26 protein-coding genes and 1 riboswitch are annotated in these 21284 nt (G+C 49.6%); of the genes, 2 read left to right on the forward strand and 24 right to left on the reverse strand.

What is annotated here, in order from left to right:
• Nucleotides 1-294 precede the first annotated feature (294 nt).
• Nucleotides 295-525: an anti-sigma-F factor Fin gene (gene fin, locus AQR02_RS30505; RefSeq protein WP_054944028.1), complete on the reverse strand. Its 231-nt coding sequence runs from the start codon at nt 523-525 to the stop codon at nt 295-297.
• Between the two features lie 90 nt (nt 526-615).
• Nucleotides 616-1176 carry an aminoacyl-tRNA hydrolase gene (gene pth / locus AQR02_RS30510; RefSeq protein ID WP_054944029.1) on the reverse strand — a complete coding sequence of 187 codons (561 nt, stop codon included), beginning with the start codon at nt 1174-1176 and terminating at the stop codon, nt 616-618.
• Nucleotides 1177-1268: 92 nt separating this feature from the next.
• On the opposite strand from pth, the gene AQR02_RS30515 reads away from it, so the two are divergent.
• Nucleotides 1269-1469, forward strand: coding sequence for a hypothetical protein (locus AQR02_RS30515; RefSeq protein WP_054944030.1), 201 nt, complete (start codon nt 1269-1271; stop codon nt 1467-1469).
• A gap of 111 nt (nt 1470-1580) precedes the next feature.
• Here the strand turns inward: AQR02_RS30515 and AQR02_RS30520 are convergent, their stop codons facing one another.
• The 13 genes from AQR02_RS30520 to AQR02_RS30580 all read right to left on the reverse strand — a co-directional run bounded on the left by AQR02_RS30520 (nt 1581) and on the right by AQR02_RS30580 (nt 14154).
• The gene (locus tag AQR02_RS30520) at nt 1581-2534 is read right to left on the reverse strand and encodes a ribose-phosphate diphosphokinase (protein WP_054944031.1); all 954 of its coding nucleotides are present in this window, start codon (nt 2532-2534) and stop codon (nt 1581-1583) included.
• A gap of 99 nt (nt 2535-2633) precedes the next feature.
• A complete protein-coding gene (glmU, locus tag AQR02_RS30525; RefSeq protein ID WP_054944032.1) occupies nt 2634-4025 on the reverse strand; it encodes a bifunctional UDP-N-acetylglucosamine diphosphorylase/glucosamine-1-phosphate N-acetyltransferase GlmU in 1392 nt (463 codons plus the stop codon).
• 170 nt (nt 4026-4195) lie between these two features.
• A complete protein-coding gene (gene spoVG / locus AQR02_RS30530; RefSeq protein ID WP_020425826.1) occupies nt 4196-4483 on the reverse strand; it encodes a septation regulator SpoVG in 288 nt (95 codons plus the stop codon).
• 210 nt (nt 4484-4693) lie between these two features.
• On the reverse strand, nt 4694-5521 hold the full coding sequence (gene purR, locus AQR02_RS30535; protein ID WP_054944033.1) for a pur operon repressor: 828 nt from the start codon (nt 5519-5521) through the stop codon (nt 4694-4696).
• A gap of 140 nt (nt 5522-5661) precedes the next feature.
• Nucleotides 5662-6516 (reverse strand): 4-(cytidine 5'-diphospho)-2-C-methyl-D-erythritol kinase, encoded by an 855-nt coding sequence (gene ispE, locus AQR02_RS30540; RefSeq protein ID WP_054944034.1) that lies wholly within the window; start codon nt 6514-6516, stop codon nt 5662-5664.
• A gap of 198 nt (nt 6517-6714) precedes the next feature.
• Nucleotides 6715-6897, reverse strand: coding sequence for a small, acid-soluble spore protein, alpha/beta type (locus AQR02_RS30545; protein WP_054944035.1), 183 nt, complete (start codon nt 6895-6897; stop codon nt 6715-6717).
• A gap of 152 nt (nt 6898-7049) precedes the next feature.
• Nucleotides 7050-7325 (reverse strand): biofilm formation stimulator Veg, encoded by a 276-nt coding sequence (gene veg, locus AQR02_RS30550; RefSeq protein WP_054944036.1) that lies wholly within the window; start codon nt 7323-7325, stop codon nt 7050-7052.
• A 268-nt stretch (nt 7326-7593) separates the two neighbouring features.
• A complete protein-coding gene (yabG, locus tag AQR02_RS30555; protein ID WP_054944037.1) occupies nt 7594-8493 on the reverse strand; it encodes a sporulation peptidase YabG in 900 nt (299 codons plus the stop codon).
• Nucleotides 8494-8590: 97 nt separating this feature from the next.
• A complete protein-coding gene (gene rsmA, locus AQR02_RS30560) occupies nt 8591-9475 on the reverse strand; it encodes a 16S rRNA (adenine(1518)-N(6)/adenine(1519)-N(6))-dimethyltransferase RsmA (RefSeq protein WP_054944038.1) in 885 nt (294 codons plus the stop codon).
• On the reverse strand, nt 9472-10023 hold the full coding sequence (rnmV, locus tag AQR02_RS30565; RefSeq protein ID WP_054944039.1) for a ribonuclease M5: 552 nt from the start codon (nt 10021-10023) through the stop codon (nt 9472-9474). Before rnmV ends, rsmA begins: the two co-directional genes overlap by 4 nt.
• Before the next feature lie 149 nt (nt 10024-10172).
• Nucleotides 10173-11327: a resuscitation-promoting factor gene (locus AQR02_RS30570; RefSeq protein ID WP_054944040.1), complete on the reverse strand. Its 1155-nt coding sequence runs from the start codon at nt 11325-11327 to the stop codon at nt 10173-10175.
• Between the two features lie 292 nt (nt 11328-11619).
• A riboswitch (cyclic di-AMP (ydaO/yuaA leader) is annotated at nt 11620-11847 on the reverse strand.
• A 198-nt stretch (nt 11848-12045) separates the two neighbouring features.
• Nucleotides 12046-12816, reverse strand: a complete 771-nt coding sequence (locus AQR02_RS30575) for a TatD family hydrolase (protein WP_054944041.1) — start codon at nt 12814-12816, stop codon at nt 12046-12048.
• Nucleotides 12817-12870: 54 nt separating this feature from the next.
• Complete coding sequence (locus AQR02_RS30580) at nt 12871-14154, reverse strand: HD domain-containing protein (RefSeq protein WP_054944042.1); 1284 nt, start codon at nt 14152-14154, stop codon at nt 12871-12873.
• Nucleotides 14155-14461: 307 nt separating this feature from the next.
• Here AQR02_RS30580 and AQR02_RS30585 point away from each other — a divergent pair, with 307 nt between their 5' ends.
• Nucleotides 14462-14716 (forward strand): AbrB/MazE/SpoVT family DNA-binding domain-containing protein, encoded by a 255-nt coding sequence (locus AQR02_RS30585; protein WP_019914502.1) that lies wholly within the window; start codon nt 14462-14464, stop codon nt 14714-14716.
• Nucleotides 14717-15119: 403 nt separating this feature from the next.
• Here AQR02_RS30585 and rsmI read toward each other — a convergent pair whose 3' ends face one another.
• The 9 genes from rsmI to AQR02_RS30630 all read right to left on the reverse strand — a co-directional run.
• Nucleotides 15120-16025 carry a 16S rRNA (cytidine(1402)-2'-O)-methyltransferase gene (gene rsmI / locus AQR02_RS30590; protein ID WP_054944043.1) on the reverse strand — a complete coding sequence of 302 codons (906 nt, stop codon included), beginning with the start codon at nt 16023-16025 and terminating at the stop codon, nt 15120-15122.
• Nucleotides 16026-16031: 6 nt separating this feature from the next.
• Nucleotides 16032-16799 carry a tRNA1(Val) (adenine(37)-N6)-methyltransferase gene (locus AQR02_RS30595; RefSeq protein ID WP_054944044.1) on the reverse strand — a complete coding sequence of 256 codons (768 nt, stop codon included), beginning with the start codon at nt 16797-16799 and terminating at the stop codon, nt 16032-16034.
• 70 nt (nt 16800-16869) lie between these two features.
• Nucleotides 16870-17235: an initiation-control protein YabA gene (locus AQR02_RS30600; RefSeq protein ID WP_054944045.1), complete on the reverse strand. Its 366-nt coding sequence runs from the start codon at nt 17233-17235 to the stop codon at nt 16870-16872.
• A 30-nt stretch (nt 17236-17265) separates the two neighbouring features.
• Nucleotides 17266-18066, reverse strand: a complete 801-nt coding sequence (locus tag AQR02_RS30605) for a PSP1 domain-containing protein (RefSeq protein ID WP_054944046.1) — start codon at nt 18064-18066, stop codon at nt 17266-17268.
• Nucleotides 18067-18208: 142 nt separating this feature from the next.
• Entirely contained in the window at nt 18209-19183 is a 975-nt protein-coding gene (holB, locus tag AQR02_RS30610) for a DNA polymerase III subunit delta' (protein WP_054944047.1), read from the reverse strand.
• A gap of 18 nt (nt 19184-19201) precedes the next feature.
• On the reverse strand, nt 19202-19645 hold the full coding sequence (locus AQR02_RS30615) for a YaaR family protein (RefSeq protein WP_054944048.1): 444 nt from the start codon (nt 19643-19645) through the stop codon (nt 19202-19204).
• A gap of 36 nt (nt 19646-19681) precedes the next feature.
• Nucleotides 19682-20011 carry a cyclic-di-AMP receptor gene (locus AQR02_RS30620; RefSeq protein WP_054944049.1) on the reverse strand — a complete coding sequence of 110 codons (330 nt, stop codon included), beginning with the start codon at nt 20009-20011 and terminating at the stop codon, nt 19682-19684.
• A 78-nt stretch (nt 20012-20089) separates the two neighbouring features.
• On the reverse strand, nt 20090-20731 hold the full coding sequence (gene tmk / locus AQR02_RS30625; RefSeq protein WP_054944050.1) for a dTMP kinase: 642 nt from the start codon (nt 20729-20731) through the stop codon (nt 20090-20092).
• Nucleotides 20732-21284 (reverse strand): Orn/Lys/Arg family decarboxylase (locus tag AQR02_RS30630; RefSeq protein WP_483414284.1); only part of this gene is annotated, 553 nt, incomplete at its 5' end.

Consider the following 21284-nt stretch of genomic DNA (forward strand, 5'->3'; position numbering starts at 1 on the left):
GCGGGCGTGCAGTCTCTTCATGCAGCGCCGCCAGCATAATTTGTCTGGCCGAGCCTGATAATCCCGAAATGAGCTGCTCCTTCATGCCTGCAGCGACACCACGGGTGACAGATTGGAAATCAGGATCTTTGGAGAATGCTTCTATAAGACCGTGTAACAACTAAAGACACCTCTCTTACTGAACAGGCTGACGGTAATTATGAAATCACCGTCACCTATTATGATTGGAATCGAAAACAAGCCTCAGCGTAAAGCCAAGGCTTGCGGATGACGACAGAGACAGGCGCTTCCACCTTACTGAAGCGGACTGGACAGCAGGCTGAGCTCGGGATTGTTATCCAAGGCTTGCTTGCAATAATCGCAAGTTACCTTTACCGTGATTTCGCCGTCTGAATCATACGCTATGATATCTCTGCGTTCCGCAGGGGTTAAGGAGTGAAGGCCCAGCTGCATTTCTGTAGTACTGCTTCTGTCGATGCTTCCCAGAAATGTCCGGCAGTGCCTGCACACGTAGTGTATTGCCATCTATATGCCTCCTGAAGGTAGTATATACCCTTCAGTATGCCCCGGCCGGAGCGCGTTTAGCCTGGAATCGTGAGCCGGAGCCTTCCGCCTTTAGCCGTTGAATTTGGCCATCGTCTGTTCAAATGTATGCTGGAGACTGAACTCCAGGGCATCGCATGTATCCAGAATCATCGTCTTCAGCTTATCTCCATCCTTCTTAGGAAAGGTAGACAGCACATAATCCACTATAGCAAAACCCGGCTCAGGACGGGAAATGCCCATCCGCACCCGGTTGAAGGTTTGGGTGCCTGTATGCTGGATGATTGATTTGATTCCGTTATGGCCGCCGGCGCTGCCTTGATAACGCAGCCGGATCTTGCCGATTTCGGTATCCAGATCATCATACACCACAATCAGGTCCTCCAGCGTTACTTTATAATATTCCATATAGCCGCGTACTGCTTCTCCGGACAGGTTCATAAAAGTCATGGGCTTAATCAAAACGGTTTTGACTCCGCCGATAACCCCTTCACCAATTACGGATTTGCATTTGTTCTGGTTAAAGGTAATCCCATTCCGGGCTGCGAGCTCGTCGAGCGCCATAAATCCGACGTTATGCCTTGTTTTGGCATACTGTGTTCCCGGATTCCCGAGTCCAACAATCCATTTCATGATCGGCCGATCCTTTCCATCTGCTCTCTTAGCAGAAGAGTTGCGTTTTTGGTACAATAAGTTTTATATACTCCAGAGACAGGTGATGAACGATGCCACATCAGGGCGATATCTTAACGCTTCAGCGCCACTTCCAGTATCACATTCAGTATGCTGTGCCTGTCGAAATCTACAAGGACGACGTGTTCGTGGCTATCGGTGTAGTGACAGCCGTGGACGAGGGTTTTGTAGAATTGCAAGGCACTCTTTACAACCGCGGCCTGTTCACCTTTATCTCCCGTCCAGGGTACTAGGGGCCGGCATACGCCGACAAGGGTTACATCTTCCATCATCGGAGGTGTAACCCTTTTTTTAATATGAAAAGTGCGCTCTATGCACTCGGACTAAAAGCGCACTTGCTTGTCCTATTCGATCTCGAACAGTTTACTGATCGACAATTCCTCATGAACGCGAATGATCGCCTCGCCCATCAGTGGAGCCACGGACAACACTTTGAGTTTGGAGGTTGGATTGTCGCTACGGATCGGAATTGTATCCGTCACGATAATTTCTTTGATTGGAGAGTTCTCCAGACGTTCATGCGCAGGGCCGGACAATACAGGGTGGGTACAGCAAGCATACACTTCCTTTACGCCACCTTCCATCAGGGCATTCGCCCCCAGTACAATCGTTCCGGCTGTATCGATAATATCATCGATCAGAATGGCCGTCTTGCCTTCAATGTTACCGATGATATTCATCACTTCGCTGACATTCGGCTCCGGACGTCTCTTGTCGATAATCGCCAGCGGAGCGTTAAGGAAGTCGGCAAGCTTTCTTGCCCGTACTACACCGCCATGGTCCGGCGATACTACAACCGGGTTCTGGATCTGTTTGGAGCGGAAGTACTGGGCCAGAATCGGAACACCCAGCAGATGATCCACCGGAATATCAAAGAAGCCTTGAATCTGCATAGCATGAAGGTCCATAGTAATGACACGGTGCGCGCCTGCCTTCTCAATCAGGTTCGCTACCAGCTTGGCCGTAATCGGATCACGGGAACGTGCCTTACGGTCCTGACGCGCATATCCGTAGTACGGAATAACTACGTTGATGCTCTTGGCTGAAGCACGTTTGAGCGCGTCTACCATCACCAGGAGCTCCATCAGGTTGTCATTGACCGGTCCACAGGTCGATTGAACAATGTAGACATGACAGCCCCGGACACTTTCCGAAAGCTTGACCTGAATTTCTCCGTCACTGAAGCTCGTGGTGTGGGATTCACCCATCGGAATACCGATATAGTCGGCAATTTGACTGGCCAGCTTAGGATTAGAGTTGCAGGTAAAAATCTTTAATTTGGAATCGCAATAAGTCATAAAATATAAACCCTCCGTGACGGAATTTAACTTCCAAGCAGCGCCGGCGCTTAAAACTTCAGCTTCGTCCGGCGCCTTGGCATTGGCCTTTACGATGGACTACAGCTGGTCTTTCTTTGCTTTGGCGCGGGCACGGATCTTCTCCGCATATCCCGGCTTGTTCTCCTGTCTTACTCTGGCTACAGCCAAATCATTCTCCGAAACAGAGCGTGTGATGGTCGACCCCGCTACAACAAAAGCACCCTTGCCGACCGTTACCGGGGCAATCAGATTGACATTGCTGCCGATAAAGGCGTCATCTTCTATCGTTGTCATAGCTTTATTGAATCCATCGTAATTGGCGGTAATGGCACCGCAGCCGACATTTACGTTCTTACCGACTGAAGCATCGCCGATATAGCTTAAATGCGATACCTTCGAGCCGTCACCAATCGTGGCATTCTTGACCTCAACGAAATCGCCGATTTTGACCTCTTCGCCAAGCACCGTGCCTGGACGTAAATAGGCGAATGGGCCAACGGATGTCCGTGCGCCGACGGTTGCCTGGCTCAGCACAGATTGCTTCACTGAAGCTCCGTCCATAATCTTGCAGTCTTCAATTTCACTGGAAGGCCCGATAACGCAATTCTCCCCGATGACGGTCTTGCCTTTAAGCAGCGTTGACGGATAAAGAATCGTATCTGCTCCAATGACAACATCAGCCTCGATATAGGTGGAGGCAGGATCAATGATCGTTACCCCGTTAAGCATATGAGTCTTGTTGATCCGCTGGCGCATGTGTCCCTCTACCTCGGACAAGGCCAGCCGGTCGTTAACGCCAATAGACTCCGCAGCGTCATGAGCCTGATATCCCAAAACGATATCACCCTGTGCCCGGAGTATGCCGATACAATCGGTTAAATAGTATTCCTGCTGGTTGTTATTGTTCTTAACCTGCTCAAGTGCGGCAAACAGCTTGGCGTTATCAAAACAATAGGTACCTGTATTGATCTCGTTTACTGCAGCTTCTTCCGCTGTGCAGTCCTTCTGTTCAACAATCTTCAGCACGCCGCCGTCTTCACTGCGGATAATCCGTCCATAGCCCGCAGGCTGGTCCATCACAGCAGTCAAGATTGTTGCTGCCGCCTGCTGTCCTTCATGCAGCGCCATCAGTCCTTCAAGCGTTTCGGCTGTGATAAGCGGTGTATCTCCGCAAATGACAATCGTTGTGCCCTCTTCAGCGCCGAGGAGATCCTTGGCCTGCTTCACAGCATGACCGGTTCCCAGCTGCGTTTCCTGCAGCACATATTCAGCATTCTGGCCTATATAAGCTTTAACAGTCTCTGCGCCGTGTCCGACTACTACAATCTTGCGCTCGCATCCGGTCGCTTTTACGGTATCAAGTACATGCCCTACCATCGGTTTGCCGCAGACGGGGTGCAGTACTTTATATAATTTAGATTTCATGCGCTTGCCTTGACCTGCAGCAAGTACAACAGCCATTCTTTTCAAGAATGCCAACCTCCTACTTCTTTAGCTCACTACTGAATATATCTCATTCCGGGCAAAAAGAAAAGAGAACCATGCAGCCATGGTTCCCTTTTCTTCGAACCCCAATTGAAAACGGCTTGACCTTACGCCGCCGCAAAGGGCAGGCGTTCATCAGAGGGCAGCGCTTTAACTTATGCTCCCTCTTCGATGACCTCTTCTTCTTCCGTAGCGGCGCGATCGTACTCGGCCAGAACCGCAGATTGAATCTTCTCGCGTGTTCCCGAAGAAATCGGGTGTGCGATGTCGCGGAATTCACCGTCCGGTGTACGCTTGCTGGGCATTGCAACGAACATCCCGTTATTACCATCGATGACGCGAATGTCATGAACAACAAACTCGTTATCGATTGTAATGGATGCGATTGCTTTCATTCTCCCCTCAGAGTTGACGCGGCGGAGTCTGACATCCGTAATTTGCATGTGTGTGTTCACCACCTTTTTCCATCAGAGACTTGGTGTATAATTCCACACAGCAAAGCGAATTCCTTCTTTTTGATTCCAAAAAATGACTGTTGAAGAAGATTATTTTTGCAGTACCATTGAATTCGACACACTTCGTGCTGTTTTCTAATGGTTCCTCATGTTTTCGACACTTTCCTCCCTAGTCTGGAGCTGAGTAAACAGTCTTGCCTAAGAGGAAAAATAGTTGCCGGGATGTGCTGAAATCCTCCGTACTTTGGAATCCACCTCAGTTAGTTTTACCAGCGACACGTAGTCATGCAGCAGACGTTCTTCCGTCTCCACAGCGCCTGACTCGACAAGTACGCCAACCCCGGCCACTTCCGCATTGAACTCCCCGAGCAGATCCACCATGCCGCGCACGGTGCCCCCGGCCTTCATGAAGTCATCCACGATCAGAACCCGTGACTTCTCCCGCAAAGCCCGTCTCGACAATGACATGGTGTGAATGCTCTTATGGGAGCCGGACACATAGTTAATGCTTACAGCCGAGCCCTCCGTTACCTGATGATCACGGCGTACCAGTACTACGGGCAGCCCCAGCTGCGCAGCTGTTGCATACGCGAGCGGAATCCCTTTGGTCTCCACTGTCATCACTACATCGATCTCCACGCCGTAGAATGCCGTTGCAATGATTTTGCCGGCCTGCTCCATTACCGAGGGAAGTCCAAGCAAGTCTGACATATACAGATAGCCGCCGGGCAGAATCCGGTCGCTCTTTTCAAGTTCTCCGCACAAGTGATTTACGAATGCTAACGCCATATCGGTGGGCATCCGCGGAATATAACGTACTCCGCCTGCCGCACCGGCCAGCGTCTGCAGCTCGCCCATACCTTCGCCCTCAAATACCTCTTTTATAATAGCCAAATCTTCACTGACGGATGATTTCGCTGCTCCGTACCGGTCAGCAAATGTAGACAGCGGCAGCAAATCATGCGGTTTCTCAAGTAAAAATTGGGTCATATCAACCAAACGCTGGCTTCTTTTAAGTTTTTTCACGGAATGCTCCTCGCCAAAACCGAATATTATTAAAAATAATATCACTTTTGTACGGAATTATACAAGAAGAAACGGCTTTGCCGTCCTTTCCGGGACAGTAATTCCGTTTCTTCAGGGAATAATTAAATTATTAATAGCGCTTAGCTCAAGGAGCGCACGGCATAGACTTCCTTGCAGAACCCGCGCAGCCCGTTGTAAATTCTCGCGACCTTGGATTGCTTGGAGACCAGCCCGAATACAGTAGGTCCGCTGCCGGACATCAGCACCCCGTCCGCGCCGAGCTTCACCATGGCTTCCTTCAGCTGCTGAACCTCCGGATGCAGCTTCAGGGTCACATCCTCCAGCACGTTGCCAAGGTTCGCACACACCGCCCCGAAATCGCCTGCTTCGATAGCTTCCTGCATGCGCAGCGCCGACGGATGCACGGCAATCTGATTGGACCGTACACGTCCGTACACTTCAGCCGTCGAGACATTGATCGGCGGCTTCGCCAGGACAACCCAGCACTGCGGCGGATTCTGGATCGGCATCAGCCGTTCCCCCCTGCCCGTAGCCAGGGCAGTTCCGCCTGTGACGCAGAATGGAACGTCCGAGCCAAGCTCGGCGCCCAGTTCCTGCAGCTCCTGCGCCGGGATATTCAGGCGCCAGAGCCGGTTCAGGCCGCGCAGCGTAGCTGCGGCATCACTGCTGCCGCCAGCCAGGCCGGCAGCGACCGGAATTCTTTTATCCAGGTGGATATGTACTCCGCTCTTCACATTATAGCGGTCTTTAATAAGCCTGGCCGCCTGAAAGGCCAAGTTCTTCTCATCCAGCGGAATATATCCTGCCTGGCTTGATATTATAATCGAATCCCGCTTCAGCTCCGATAACTCCAGACGGTCTGCGAGATCGACCATGGTCATAATCATTTCCACCTCATGAAAACCGTCAGCGCGCTTGTGAAGCACGTCCAGCATCAAATTGATCTTGGCCGGCGCTTTCTCATACATTTTCAAGGCGTTCACCCACCTTCAGCTTTTCCCGTAAAAACAACTTAACATATTATATGAGAAACTTGTAACGAAGTCCATGATCAAAAGTTCTGTGAGTAAAAGAAGGATACTTTATGGCTTATAAATTCTTATTCCACAAGCAAAAAAAGGGGACCCCGCCGCAAGGACGGTACCCCCTCTGCTTCCCTTTTGGCCTGCGACTTACAGCGGCGACTTCCTTGCAGCCTGCTCGGCAAGCTGAATGGCCCGCTTCACCATATTCCCGGCATCCTGTGCCCGGATTCCCCCCCAGCCGTCCCGTTCCACCGTTTCGTAGAAGCCAAGCTCCTTGGCCAGCTCCGTTTTCAGTTCTTCTGACATCATGCCTCGTCTTCTGCGGCTCATGTACTGAAATTCCTCCCTTGCGGTAATAGATGATGATCTTATTGCCCCTATAGTATGCTGCTGCAGGCCGCTGGCCATTCGGGACAATTCAACCCCCGCAAAGAAATTCAAATAAAAAAACAGCCCCCATCCGGAAGGCTGCCTTGTGATACTTAAGCTTTAATATACATAATCCGCATCTGCCCATCATCTTCACAAACTGTGATTTCCACAGATTCGGTAAGTATATCGGCATAGCTATAGGAGACACGCTTGAAGGTTTGCTGCTCCTGATCCAGTTTGACAATAAATACAGAAGGGTACGTATCTTCCAGGACACCGGTACGTTCCACGGTTTTACGACGACCACCGTTAGCCCGTAACGTGATCTTATGACCGACGTGAGCTTCAAGACTGCGTTTAATTTCCAACAGCGCGTTATTAGCCATTGCCTGACGACCACCTCTTTCCTTGTCCATTATACAACTTTTCACAAACTTTGTCAAAGTAAATAAATAATTATAGATGATGCTAAAATAGTTGTCAACGGAATTTTTTTAGAAGAGTAGAGTTCCGGTCAATCACCCTTGTTATCGGCAACAACTGCGCCAAAAGTTAACAGCAGACTGCATGTCCGTTCCGGATATATCAAAAAGAGAAGGACAGCATTAAGCTTATCCTTCCCCTCTTGTCTTCCTGTCATTCCATAAATTATTACTACACAGCCGAAGGTGTAACCTTTAACGTGGACAGGTTCTGCAGACGCGGCATGCCGATCCGGAAGCTGCCCCTGGTCTCAATCCCGCCCATTCCCTGATTGCCGCTGATGGTATGGTTTAGCACATCCCCCAGATTCACGGTATCACGGATGGAGGTGAAGGATGCCTTGGCGGCAATATACACCGGGTCCAGTGCATGGATCAGAATTCTTCCCGGAGAACTGGCAAAGTTAGCGCCCGTCCCCAGAAGAGCCTCGAAATGCGACTGGCAGGCCCCCGCTACAATCGTCAGGGCATCAAAATTCCTCTCATACTCCCGGGCCACCCGGATCGCCGCCACAAAATTCTGCGAATTTTTATAGCTGTTCAGGCTGTATAAATCATAAGTATTCGACTGCTTCAGCACACCGTCATGGCCCGTGATCACTACAATATCAGGACGGACACGGGGCAGGAGCCGGTACAATGTTTCCGCCATTTTTGATTCATGGACATGATGACCTTCTGCCGGAATCCGGAGCTGTTCGTATAAGCTCAGACTTTTGCTCAAATAAAGCGCGTCTCCGTCCAGGTGCAGGACCTTGCCCGGTACCTCGAAATAGGGCGCTTCCTTGGGAGCCTGCGGCCAGCCGCCTAATGCACTCTCCCCGCTGCGCTGGCTCTGCTCCTGCCGGTCCTTGCGCAGCCTTGTTAACGATTCTTTGGCTTTGATCTGTGCCTGTTGTCCCCGCTCCGTAATACGGCTTGGAGGCACCTGAATCAAGTCGTCCAGGGGAGAATCCGCGAGCAGGCGGAATTCTGTGCCTTTTATTACGGCTGCGTTCTGCACTATGTTTTCTACCCGGAAAGTCACATCTCCGCCATATGATTTTCGAACGACCAAGTCTCCTAAGTTCATTACAACACCACCTCTACCTCCATCGTATGGGCAAAGGTCACGGTTGGTTCATAAACAGGCGTATTTTCAAAATACAGCAGGCTTGGCTGCAGTCAGCCTATGCAATTCCTGCAGCCAGCAGCACAGCGCTTAGCCGTGCATATTCGGCAATGCTGAGCGTCTCCCCCCGGCGGGTTGGCTCTATTTCAGCCTCAGCCAGCAGCGCCTCCAGGCGCTCCCGGCCTTCGCCCGGGAAGAAGCGGGCTTTAAGGTTGTTGGCAATCGTCTTACGCCGCTGTGTGAACGATGCCTGTACCACTTCGAAGAAATGCTTCTCATCGGCCACCTCAACCGGCGGACGCTCCCGCACCTTCAAGCGGATAACCGCAGACTCCACATTCGGCTGTGGTATAAACACTGTGCGCGGCACAATGCATACCAGCTCAGGCTCGCTGTAATATTGCACGGCAATGCTTAAGCTGCCATATTCCTTGCCGCCTGGGGAAGCTGCCATACGCTCGGCAACCTCCTTCTGGATCATGACGACAATATTATCAAGTGGAAGCTTCTCCTCCAGCAGTTTCATGAGGATAGGCGTCGTCACATAATACGGCAAATTGGCAACAACACTAACTTTCTCCACGGCAGCGAAATCTTCAGCAAACAGCTCCTGCAGATTCACTTTCAGCACATCGTCATTACGCACCTTGACATGCGGATAAGCAGCCAGCACATCCCGCAGGATCGGGATCAGACGGCGGTCAATTTCCACCGCAGTAACCGCCCCTGCCTCCTTGGCAAGCCTCTCTGTTAACGCGCCAATCCCCGGGCCGATCTCCAAAGCGCCTGACGAAGCGCTAAGCCCCGCGGCGTCCACAATTTTATCCAGAATATTCTGGTCGATCAGAAAGTTCTGACCCAAGCTTTTTTTGAACGAAAATCCGTAGCGCTGAATAATTTCCTTGGTCCGTGTTGGGGATGAGATATTCTCATGTCCGCTCATGTAGTAATGCCTCCCTGATCAATTTGCGCGAGGGCCGCTTCGAATTCCTCCCGCGTAATACCAAACATCGCCAGCCGCTTGAAAAGCTGCTTGCCGTTGCAGTAGCCAATGCCCAGCACATTGCCGAGTGCCATTCTCCGTTCTGCCGCCGCCGGATGCACCAGCATTCCGGCTGCCATCAGATCGTCAACCCCGATCAGAGCAGGTGCCCCCTCAAAGGAGGTATGCACATGCTCAAGTGCATGACGAATCGCCTCTGGCGAAGCATTCTCTACTCCGATATCGCCTTTTCGGGTAGCATCCTTCTCCGGTATAAAGGCATGCTTGCAGCCCGGCACCTTGGACGAAACAATCTTGCGTATGCGTTCTCCAGCATGGTCAGGATCCGTGAGGATTATAACCCCCCTGCGCTCCATCGCCAGCGCTATTTTGGCAATGACCTTGCCGTCTACTGCGGATCCGCCCGTCTCTATCGTATCGGCCTCTACCGCCCGTTTAACGGCTACCGTATCACTTTTGCCTTCCACCACAATTAATTCCCTGATCATCGTTCCGCTCCTTCCAATGAAACACAAAAAGAAGAGGATTCGCTCCTCTTCTTTTTGGCTAAAGAATGTATAAGTGATGAGCTAGCCCGTTCGTAAAGTGCTACCCTCACTATATCTTATTAATCACTAATTTGCAAAATACAGCCGCCTTAATTCAGCTCCGGCTTCACAGGTCCGATCACATAGATCGTACGGGATTTCCGGCCGAAATTACGGGCGTTACTCAGTGAATCGTAGTATACATCGATCTTGTTGCCTTTGATGGCACCGCCTGTATCCTCTGCACGGCGAAACCCTAATCCCTCAATGTACACCCACCAGCCGATAGGTATTACATCCGGATCAACAGCAATAGTACGGCCTTCGGTTACGCGTGTTCCGGAAGCTGTTCTTGTTCCAATTCCCGGCTCTTCGGATGAATAGGCGGTCATGGAGACATTTTTGATCATTCTCTTATACTCAAAATCTACGCCTGCCTTATGCACGACGTTGCTTGCTGCAGTAGTTTTGGCTGAACTGGAGGTAGTTTTTTTGGTGGAAGTTGCTGCAGCTACAGTAGCTTTGGGAAGTGCCTTAGTTCCAACGGCAATAACTTTGTCTTTGGTAACCGTCTGAACTTCCTTGCCGACCATGCTCATCGATACCAGCTTACCGTCCTGATAAGTCTTCTCGATATGCTGGATGATCGCGCCTGGTTTGCCTGCCTGTGCCACTCTTACGTCTCCCTTATACAGGGAAGGGTCTGCGGTTTTGATGACCCGGAAAGGCAAGCTTACGGTCCGTTCCACCGTTTGTTTGGTGACACGTACAATCTTGACTTCCATGCCGGGTGAAACTGCGGTTTCAAGCGAAGGGAAAATCTTGTCATTGCTTTCCAGGCTATAGCCTAGTTTTTGGATAGCCTCACCGAGTTTATCCTCAGTGGTGTACAGCGTTTTGGTTGTACCATCTGCAGTAAGCGTGAGCTTCTGCGCTCGGGTAATTACGACACGGTCGCCGTCTTGTATTTCATCACTAAGGCCAATGGATACTTCATCATGCGGCAGCAGCGAAATTTGTTCTTTTGCCAGCACGTCGCTAAGCAGCGCTTCACGCGTCTCCAGCGTCAGTACTTCACCGTCTATTACTAAATTTATAACTTTGTTGCCTTGACCGTGTACGTACAGCAGAATAAACAGCGCGATAACAATTGATACCACACCTGCAAGCGAAAGTACGCGAGGATTCACTTGCTTCCACCGTAATGCGAAAGACCTGCTGGATGATTGCGAATCATGGGATACCTCTGGTTGGAATACGCCCACTCTCTCCATCCTCCTTACATAGCCCCGTCGTCCAAGTAGTTTATCTAAGTAGACTGAATGATTTCAGACGAAACTAAGTTTGAGATTGCAACAGGATACGCCCGCATTGCTTCAGCGTTTCCTGCTCATGGATCGCCTGCTCGGCATAGCAGCTCCAGATCACCTGTTATATAACAGTATGCTGGGGACATTCACATTATTCAAAACAAAAGAAGCCTAAAAAGAGTTCATAGAGGACTCTTTCGTGGCTTCTCCGGATGTCAGAATACGCGAGAATGTTTATGCACGAGGTTTCCTCTCTTACTGGCGCTTACGAGGTTAGCTGTCGGGTTCGGGCATAAGAGAGACGCCCTATCTCAGGTCACCCGCTCACGGCGGTTGCCCTCAAATTCACCCCGAGACCACATAAAGAAATCAAATAATGTCTGCGGCATTTCTGTGCTGTACTCTATGTACGTTCATGCGGCAGTGCAATATTGGTTCCCCCGTTCTCCATACGGAGACTCAGCGAGACGATCCATGAATCAGTGACTGTCACAGTTACAACAGCTCACTGCACTGAAAAGATGATATCCTGTTTTGATGCATGTTGTAAAGGACGATTCAACCACGTTTACGCAGAAATATGGTTAAAATATTGTAATAATCAGCCATTTTAAGATTAAAAAAGTTTAATATATCGGCTATACTTCTTTTTTCACCGGTTTTCCTCCCGATTTCAGACAATCCCAAATCGTTCCAGTGCGTTCGCATACGTAATTTCCGCCAATTCCTGTAAATCAATCCCTTTTATTTCCGCCGCTGCTTCTGCTACCAGCTTTACATAACCGCTCTCATTCCGCTTCCCTCTGAAGGGATGCGGGGTCAAATAAGGCGAGTCCGTTTCAATCAGCAGACGGTCCAGCGGAGTCTTCTCAAGCACCTCTTTGGGAACCCTTGCATTCTTGAAAGTAATGGGCCCGCCGAAGGACAAATGGAAGCCAAGATCCAGACACATTTTGGCGGTTTCCCAGCTGCCGGAGAAAGAGTGCATTACTCCGCCGACCTCGTTTGCTTTCTCTTCACGCAGAATCCGTACCACATCCTCATGGGCATCCCGGTTATGAATACAGATCGGCATTCCCAGTTCCCGGGCCAGCCCGATTTGCTTACGGAGTACTTCCTGCTGTACCTCTTTGGGGGAGGTATCCCAGTAGTAATCCAGTCCGATTTCACCGATAGCGACTACTTTGGGATGGCTGCATAACGAAGCGATCCATTCCAGGTCCCTGTCCTTCATGTCAATGGCGTCCACCGGATGCCATCCGACGGCTGCATAAATATAATCATAAGTCTCAGCCAATTTCATGGTCGTTGGAATCGTTTCCCGGTTAAATCCGATATTGATCATTTTGGTCACTCCGGCTTCCAGCGCCCGCGCGATTACCTGTTCGCGGTCCTCGTCGAATTGCGGAGCATCTAAATGGGTATGGGTGTCAAATAATTGCATAATGCAGCTTCCTTCCCGTCATCATTTCTATGATGAATTCCAACTTTTTTTGTATTACTTTGCAAAAATCCCTGCTACAGAAGGCGGCAGCTGTAAAAGTGCTTTCTGCAGCTTATCCTGCGGAAAATACAGGTGATATCTGCCGCGGTGAATCCCGCTGATGGAGCGTACAATATCCGATACCTCCGAGATTTCCCTTAGCTTGTCATGACGGTCGAGCAGCAGTATCTGCTTGCTGTCAAAAGCGTCCCCGGGACGGAATACATCATAGGGAAGATCCGTTGGAAAATCGATTTCCAGGTCATACTCTGCATTCAGTCCGGCTCCCGCAAAACTGCGGCGGATTTCGTCAATCGTCTCGGAATCAAGATTCTCCATCTCTACATATTTATACAGTTTACGATGAATAAAACGGCCGCACAAGTCGCTCAGCAGTTCATCCGCTTCCAATGTCCACTGCATAAAAGCCGTCTGAATCATCGCTTCATCCAGCAGCAGATATTGCTCTACGGTCACTTCACCCCTGAATAAATCACTTAAAGGCTCAATCATGAATCCAAAGGTATAGCCGTTCTTAAACAGCTCCTTCGCCCTGCGTAAAATCTGCCGCAAAATAATCTCCGAGCTGCGGGTAACCGGGTGGAAATACACCTGCCAATACATTTGGTAGCGGGACATCAAATAATCCTCAATCGCATGCATGCCCGATTCTTTAACTACTACCCTGCCGTCATAAGGCCGCAGCATTCTAAGAATCCGGTCAATATCGATTGTCCCGTAGTTGACTCCGGTGTAGTATGCATCACGCAGCAGGTAATCCATCCGGTCCGCATCAAGCGGTCCTGACACCAGATTGACAACAATCTCATGCTCATAGGTTTTGGAGATTACCGATGCCACTTTTTCCGGAAAATTCTCTGATACATCCTTCAGTATCGCTGTAATTTCCGTATCCTCCAGAATGATCCGGCAGGTCCAGTCCTCATGGTTCATCTCGAAGGCTTCTTCTATAGAATGGGAGAACGGTCCATGCCCCAAATCATGCAGCAACGCGGCACACAGGGTGAGCAGACTTTCCTCCGGCATCCAATCCTTATACCCGCTCCGTTCAAACTGGGAAATAATCCGCCGTGTTATTTCATAGACTCCAAGCGAATGCGAGAACCGGCTGTGCTCCGCACCATGAAAAGTAAGATATGAGGTGCCAAGCTGGCGGATCCGCCGCAGACGCTGAAATTCCCTGGTATTAATCAGCCTCCAAATAATGGTTTCCTGCACGTGGACATAATTGTGAACCGGATCCTTGAAAACCTTCTCTTCTGACAGCAGTTGCTTCATGAGATCAACTCCTTTGAATTCATTTTGTTCGAAACGGGCTGGAACATAGCGTATAATAATGAATTATGTCGCACTTTGTCGAATAATGACAATTAAACTATTTACAAATCGACAAATCTTTTTTTGGTACTTATTCATCAAATCGTCCTAATCGCAGGCGGTACAAAAGTTCTTTAAAAAAAACTCCTTAAAATTCACCTGAAAAAAGGTTGACTGTTTTGGGAATGGTTGGTATTATAAGTATCATAAAACGGTGAACAATGTCGAATAATGACGTTTTGGAACTTTGAGAGGAGCAACGATTGAAATGATGAAATCAACTGGAATTGTAAGAAAAGTAGACGAGCTTGGACGGGTTGTTATTCCGATTGAATTGCGCCGTACACTTGGCATTGGAGAAAAAGATGCGCTCGAAATTTACGTGGACGGTGAGCGGATCATGCTTAAGAAATACGAGCCTGCCTGCATCTTCTGCGGCAACGCCGAGAACGTAACCTATTTCAAAGGAAAAATTGTTTGTCATGAATGCATTTCTGCTATCCCTACCCCTGTGACAAATTAATATAAATAGGGTATAATAAGAACTAATCAAATTGTTAATTCTAACCTTTTTATATCTCCTTGGCCTCCCGTTATGCGGGAGGTATTTTTTTTGCCACCATCAGGCGGTTGACGGGAGACCGGCCCTTTCTCGGGCACGCCCTCAGAGCCTTTCCTTTCACATTTGGGGAAATTGACTAAATGCATTCTCTGCAGTTATTTCATACCATATCGTTAGAAATAATATTTTAGTTGTATTTCATACAATTATAACCAGTTCATTCCTCGTTACTATCCTTTTTCCATAAATATAAATGTACAAAATACATCTTAAACCAATATAAGGAATAATTCACTCCAATTAAATGTAGAAAATACAATTACTCCTTATATTCAAGCCGATTATCAATTGCTGTAATAACTTCTTATTCCCGCTCCAGCAATGCGTTATAAATATCCCGCTTGGCCAGTCCACGGTCGGAGGCTGCTTTTTTCATAGCTTCCTTGCGGGCGAGCCCCGAATTTTCATAGTGCTCCACATGCTGCTCTATACTCAGCTCACGCCACCAGGAGGACTCCGCAATCTCTGCTTCTTCCTTGCTCTCTCCCTCAACCACTACAACATATTCACCAAGCGGCGGATGCTCCGACAGCCAGGCTATACATTCCTCAATGGTTCCGCGCAGAAACTCCTCATATCTTTTTGTCAGCTCACGGGCTAGAACCACCCTGCGGTTGCCGAATGCCTCCTGCAGGTGGACTAATGTCTTAGCTACCCTATGCGGGGATTCATAGAACAACAGGGTTCCTTGTACGGCACGGAGACCGGATAATACCGCACGGATATCCTTGCGTTCTCTCGGCAGGAAACCAATAAAGGTGAAGCTGGCAGTCGGCAGTCCGGACGCAATCAAAGCTGACAGTGCTGCGTTAGCTCCTGGGATCGGAATGACCGGAATTCCATGGCTGACGGCGAGGGCAACCAGGTCTGCACCAGGGTCCGAAATGGCCGGAAGACCTGCATCGCTGACAAGGGCCAGATTTTTTCCTTCTATTATATACCGTATCAATTCAGGGCCGCTGGCTCCCTTATTATGCTCATGGTAACTGAATAGCATCGAAGGTGTTATTTCAAAATGGCTCAGCAGTTTGCGTGTCTGTCTCGTGTCCTCAGCCGCAATAATCTCGCATTCCTGCAAAGTCCGCACCGCGCGATAAGTCATGTCCTCCAGATTACCGATCGGTGTAGCAACCAGGTACAGACACCCGCTTCCTTCCGGTTTATCTGTTTCATGGTTTCTTTGAAAGCTGCTTTGGCATGTTATCGTCATTGGTGGTTACCCTTCTTTGTTTCCATAGTAAATATCCATTATTTCTGAACAGTATTGATTGTCCTCATTATATACGATGAGCGGAGGTTGTAAACGCACCTCTGGTTTCCCATCACGTGCAGCTTCAATCAATACCATATTCGCCTCCAGATGTGCCCGCGGATGGACAAAACGGATCAGCTTCGGCTCCAGCCGGTATTGTCTCATCAGACTTATAATATCCACTAAACGCTGGGGTTTATGAACCATACTTACCTTGCCCCCGGTACGCACCAGCCGGACACAAGCCTGAATCACCTCTTCCAGAGTACAGCCGATCTCGTGGCGGGCCATAGCCTGATGTGTATTCAATTTAAGATCACTTCCGTTAAGCGGCATATAAGGCGGATTAACCGTGATCGCATCGTATACACCGTACCCTGCGACCGTATGCAGCTCGCGCAAATCCCCCTCATGAATAGTTACCCGCTCCTCCAGTCCGTTCATAGCAACACTGCGCCGGGCCATATCAGCCAGACGGGGCTGGAGTTCAATCCCTTCTATAGAAGCTTTAGTGCGTGTGGTGAGCAGCATGGGGATTACCCCATTCCCGGTACACAAATCCAGCACTCTGCCCCGTGGCGGGATACTGGCGAAACGGGCAAGCAATACGGCATCCATGGAGAAGCTAAATACCTCATCACTCTGAATAATCCGCAAATCATGAGTCAATAAGTCATCAACCCGCTCTGAGGGAAGCAGCGGCACAGGCAATTCATTATAAGAATTCGTCATTGTAATCTCCTAAACGTTTGTTAGAAATTCAAAAAAACCGTAGGCGTAAATCTCCTACGGCTGGATATCCTTATTTATTAAGAAAAGAAAGACAGAACAGACAATCACCCTCTGTACGCAAATGCCCGAAATAGACATTACAGATGTGAAAGCCTTCGTGATACAACCGGGCCAGGTTATCGTAACCTTCCCCGACAACCTCCTCTGTTCCTTCACTGGCAGCCAAAAGTGCTTCCGCCTCTGCCGTATCCACGGCGGGATCCAAAGGTGTGTCCCTTTTCAATATTTTGCGGAGCTGTTCATTTTCCAGACTGAGCCTTTGATTGGCCTCCATTAATTCCTTAACCGTCTGTTTCCAATCTCCGAGACTTGCGCGCATCGTTTCCATCTGCGCTTCCATCTCCTGCATGTGTGCAAATATATTTATCTTCTCCAAGTTTCCACCCCGAAAGTAACCTTATATGGTTTACTTGACGACAACATCATCCATTGGAAGTTCCTTAACTTTGCCCACTTCGAACAACTGCACATGGACCGTGCGGTTTCCGGCATTAATTCCTACTACTTTACCGTCGCCCAATGAGGTTACGACGATTTTGCCTACCGCCGGCATTTCTTCTTTTGTACTTTCGTAATTATCATGCTCAAACTTCAGGCAGCACATCAGCCGTCCGCACAAACCGGAGATTTTGGTCGGATTGAGCGAAAGATTCTGATCTTTAGCCATTTTTATTGATACCGGCTCGAAATCCCCAAGCCAGGAGGAGCAGCACAGCACCCGCCCGCAAGGTCCAAGTCCACCCAGCATCTTGGCTTCATCGCGTACACCGATCTGACGCAGCTCGATACGGGTACGGAATATACTCGCCAGGTCCTTGACCAATTCGCGGAAATCGACGCGGCCCTCGGCGGTGAAATAAAATATGATCTTGTTGCGGTCAAACGTGAATTCTACATCCACCAGCTTCATTTTGAGGCCATGATCGCGGATTTTATTTAAACAGGTGGTGAAAGCGTCCTTTGCTGCACCTTTGTTCTCCTCCACCACACGTGCGTCGGTTTCCCCGGCGATCCGCATGACTTTTTTGAGAGGTAATACAACATCGGCTTCCTGCACCTCTTTTTTGCCAACGACAACTCTACCGTATTCTACCCCTCTTGCCGTCTCCACAATAACGCATTGATCACGTTCAATCGGGAAATCAAGTGGATCGAAATAATATATTTTACCCGCCTTTTTAAAGCGGACGCCTACTACGCTGTACAAAAATTAACCCCCTTGTTTGCCGGTAAAAGGAACCCTTAAGCAAATCCGCTCCCTGGTGATCGATGCTTGTCCTTCCTTATCCGTTAAACCCATACTTCCAGGCTGAAGCGTTGATCCGGAGGATGATATCACAACTAAGTCTTCAACTTTCCAATCGGATTAAAAACTGCTCCAGACACAATTGGGCGTTAGCATTAGAACGGAGCCTGCGACTACTCTCCGCTGCGAATTCCATATAAGCCACCCATTGCTCCGTACTCCGCTGACGGGCATGTCTGGAAATAAAGTCTAACTGATCTATGAAAACGATGCTTTCGTGTCTTCGGTACAGGAAGTAGAGCATATCTTTAAACCAAAGATGGAACATGCTAAAAAGAGTATCCAAATGTTCACCGAGCCCGGTCTTGAACAGCTTCTGTCCGGCTGTTGCCACTGCAGAGCTGCTTTTGCCCATAGACTCCTTTGCTAATTGTAACACTAGATTTCTCATTTCTGCAAACCAATTCTGTGCCAAAAGTTCCCTGCAGCCGTCGAGCCCTGAAGTCAGTGATACTGCACACCGTGCCAGCGGTACCGGAACCCCCTCCCCTGACAAAGCCTGAAGCATAATATCAGGATGCAGCGGGCTGAAAGGGATGCGCTGGGTTCTCGACTGGATGGTTGGAAGCAGGGAACTGCTGTTATCGGAGATCAGAATACCGACTGCCGGAGCAGGCGGCTCCTCCAAAAACTTAAGCAGACTGTTGGCGGCCTGCACCGTCATTTTGTCCGCTCCCTCTATAATGTAAACCTTTGGGTTAACTCCTTCAGACCGGTAGGAAAAAACACGCTGCAGCTCACGGATCTGATCGATCTTAATGCTTGCCCCGTCAGGCTTGAGTAAAGTCAGATCGGGATGGTTGCCATGCTCTACTTTGCGGCATTCCAGGCACTCTCCGCAGGCATCATCCTTAAGCTTTGTGCAAAATATCGCCTGGGCAAACATGAGTGCAGTTGACATCTGTCCGCTTCCGGCTGGGCCGGTGAACAAATACGCATGACTGACTGCATCCTTGCGCAGTGCATTCTGCAGCAGGCGTTTGGCATCCTCCTGGCCTAATATATCATGAAAAGGCATAAATTCCTCCAACTTCTTTTAGAAAGAAAGGTTAATCAGCATACCGCGGATTTCTCCAACACGCCCCAGCAGATCAATCCGGCCCTGCTCGCTCTCCAGCAGCTCATCGGCCAAATTCAAGAGTGCCGCGTCAATCTCCTCCAGCAGCTTGTAACGTTTGCCACGGCCGCGGCGGTCCCAGCCCTTTGTCTCCTTGAGAATAACGCCGCGCCGCGCCGTTTCTTCCAGAAAACGTTTGATAAGATTTCTATATATCGCAAGCTCACGGACGGTCATGGATTTAGCCAGCCGGTCGCCTTGCTGTTGAATATCTTTAATCTGGCGGTTCAATTCATCAATGGTTTTCTGCTGTCCCTGCTGCTGAAAAACATCGCTAAACGTCTTCTGCTGGATAGGCCTGCGTTCCGCATCAGCGTTCGGGAGTTCACTTTTTAAGGGCCTGTAGCCCGGGTTAATCTTCAATGGTATCTACCGCCCTTATCGTTTACTCTAGTATGCTCAATAATGCTCAAAACGATCGACAGGCAGTACAAATACTGTAGCTCCGCCCACCTGTACCTCTACAGGAAGCGGCAAATAGGAATCCGTCGTTCCGCTCATCGGAGTAACCGGGGTAACCAGCTGCTCACGCACCTTGCAGCTATTACGGATAACACTCAGCACAGGTTCAACCTGGCTATCATCTACACCAATCAGAAATGTTGTATTGCCTGCCCGCAGGAATCCGCCTGTACTGGCCAGTTTGGTGGCACGGAAATTGGCTTTGACGAGTTCACTGGACAACCGGTTACTGTCTTTGTCCTGGATAATAGCAATGATTAGCTTCATCTTCGCATTCCTCCTAAAAGTTTGGTTAGATAACTCACCTATAACGCTGCCCACTTAAGATATATTAGACAATATGCCTTAAAAACCCTTTAATATCCGCTCTTTCAGCGTATGCACGATGTCCTGCTCGACCATATGGATCGGGCGATTGGCATCCAGAACGACAATACGGCCAGGATCGGACTGAGTCACCAGCTGATAGCCTTCACGAACCTTCTGATGGAAGGCAAGACTCTCCAGATCAAGGCGGTTAACCTCGCGGTCCTGATTGGCAGCAATTCTAGAGAGGCCTACCTCCGGCTCTACATCCAGGTAAAACGTAAGATCCGGTGTGCGGCCTCCGGTTGCAAAGTCATTAATGCTCCGCACTTTTTCGATTCCAAGGCCTCGTGCAAAGCCCTGATAGACCAGGCTGCTGTCGACAAAACGGTCGCAAAGCACCGTAAGGCCTTCTTTTAGTGCCGGCTCAACTACCTCCGCCAAATGCTGGCTTCTTGCAGCCGCATAGAGCAGCGCTTCCGTCCGCGCATCCATCGCCGTATGGGTAGGGTCAAGAATAATGGAGCGGATCTTCTCGGCGATTTCAATGCCCCCCGGTTCGCGGGTAATGATATAAGGCATGGAGTGATTCTGCAGATAAGCGGCTACCCTGCCCAGCACAGTTGTTTTTCCTGAGCCATCGCCTCCCTCCAAAGTAATGAAAAAACCTTCACGTCCCACTTATACTTCTCCGCCCTTCATATTGTTGTAAACCACTATACGCCGTAAGGCGGGGTCTGCGCAGGCCTGAAACTTAGCCCCTCCCTGACGGAGTGCTGCCAGCCTTCTGCATGCTGCTTCACTTATGACTTCTCCCGGATACAAGAGCGGAATGCCAGGCGGATAAGGGATTACCATCTCTGCCGCTACTCTCCCTACACTGTATTCGAGGGGTATGCTTTCGGTTTCGCCTGCTGTCACCGGCTTCAGGGAAAACGTCACCGGCTGTGAAATAAGCGATTTAATAGAATTGTTCCACGTGGAAACTTCAGCGGATGGAGATAGATTGTCCTCTGCCTCATTCAAGGAAGGAGAACGGGAGAACGGTTCAGCTGCCGCGCTCAGATTAGAAAGGCCAACCGCCGCCATTTCGGCGTCTATTTCCCGCAGCGCGGCCAGCAGCGTGAATGTATCCTCAGCCTTCGAGCCGAGGCTGAAGGCAAGCACTACGTGCCGGTCGTCGCTCATCTCCGGCACAATGCCCTTCTCTTCGAGCCTGCGCTGCAGCTCGAAT

The organism is Paenibacillus ihuae, from assembly GCF_001368795.1.
GTDB lineage: Bacteria > Bacillota > Bacilli > Paenibacillales > Paenibacillaceae > Paenibacillus_AQ > Paenibacillus_AQ ihuae.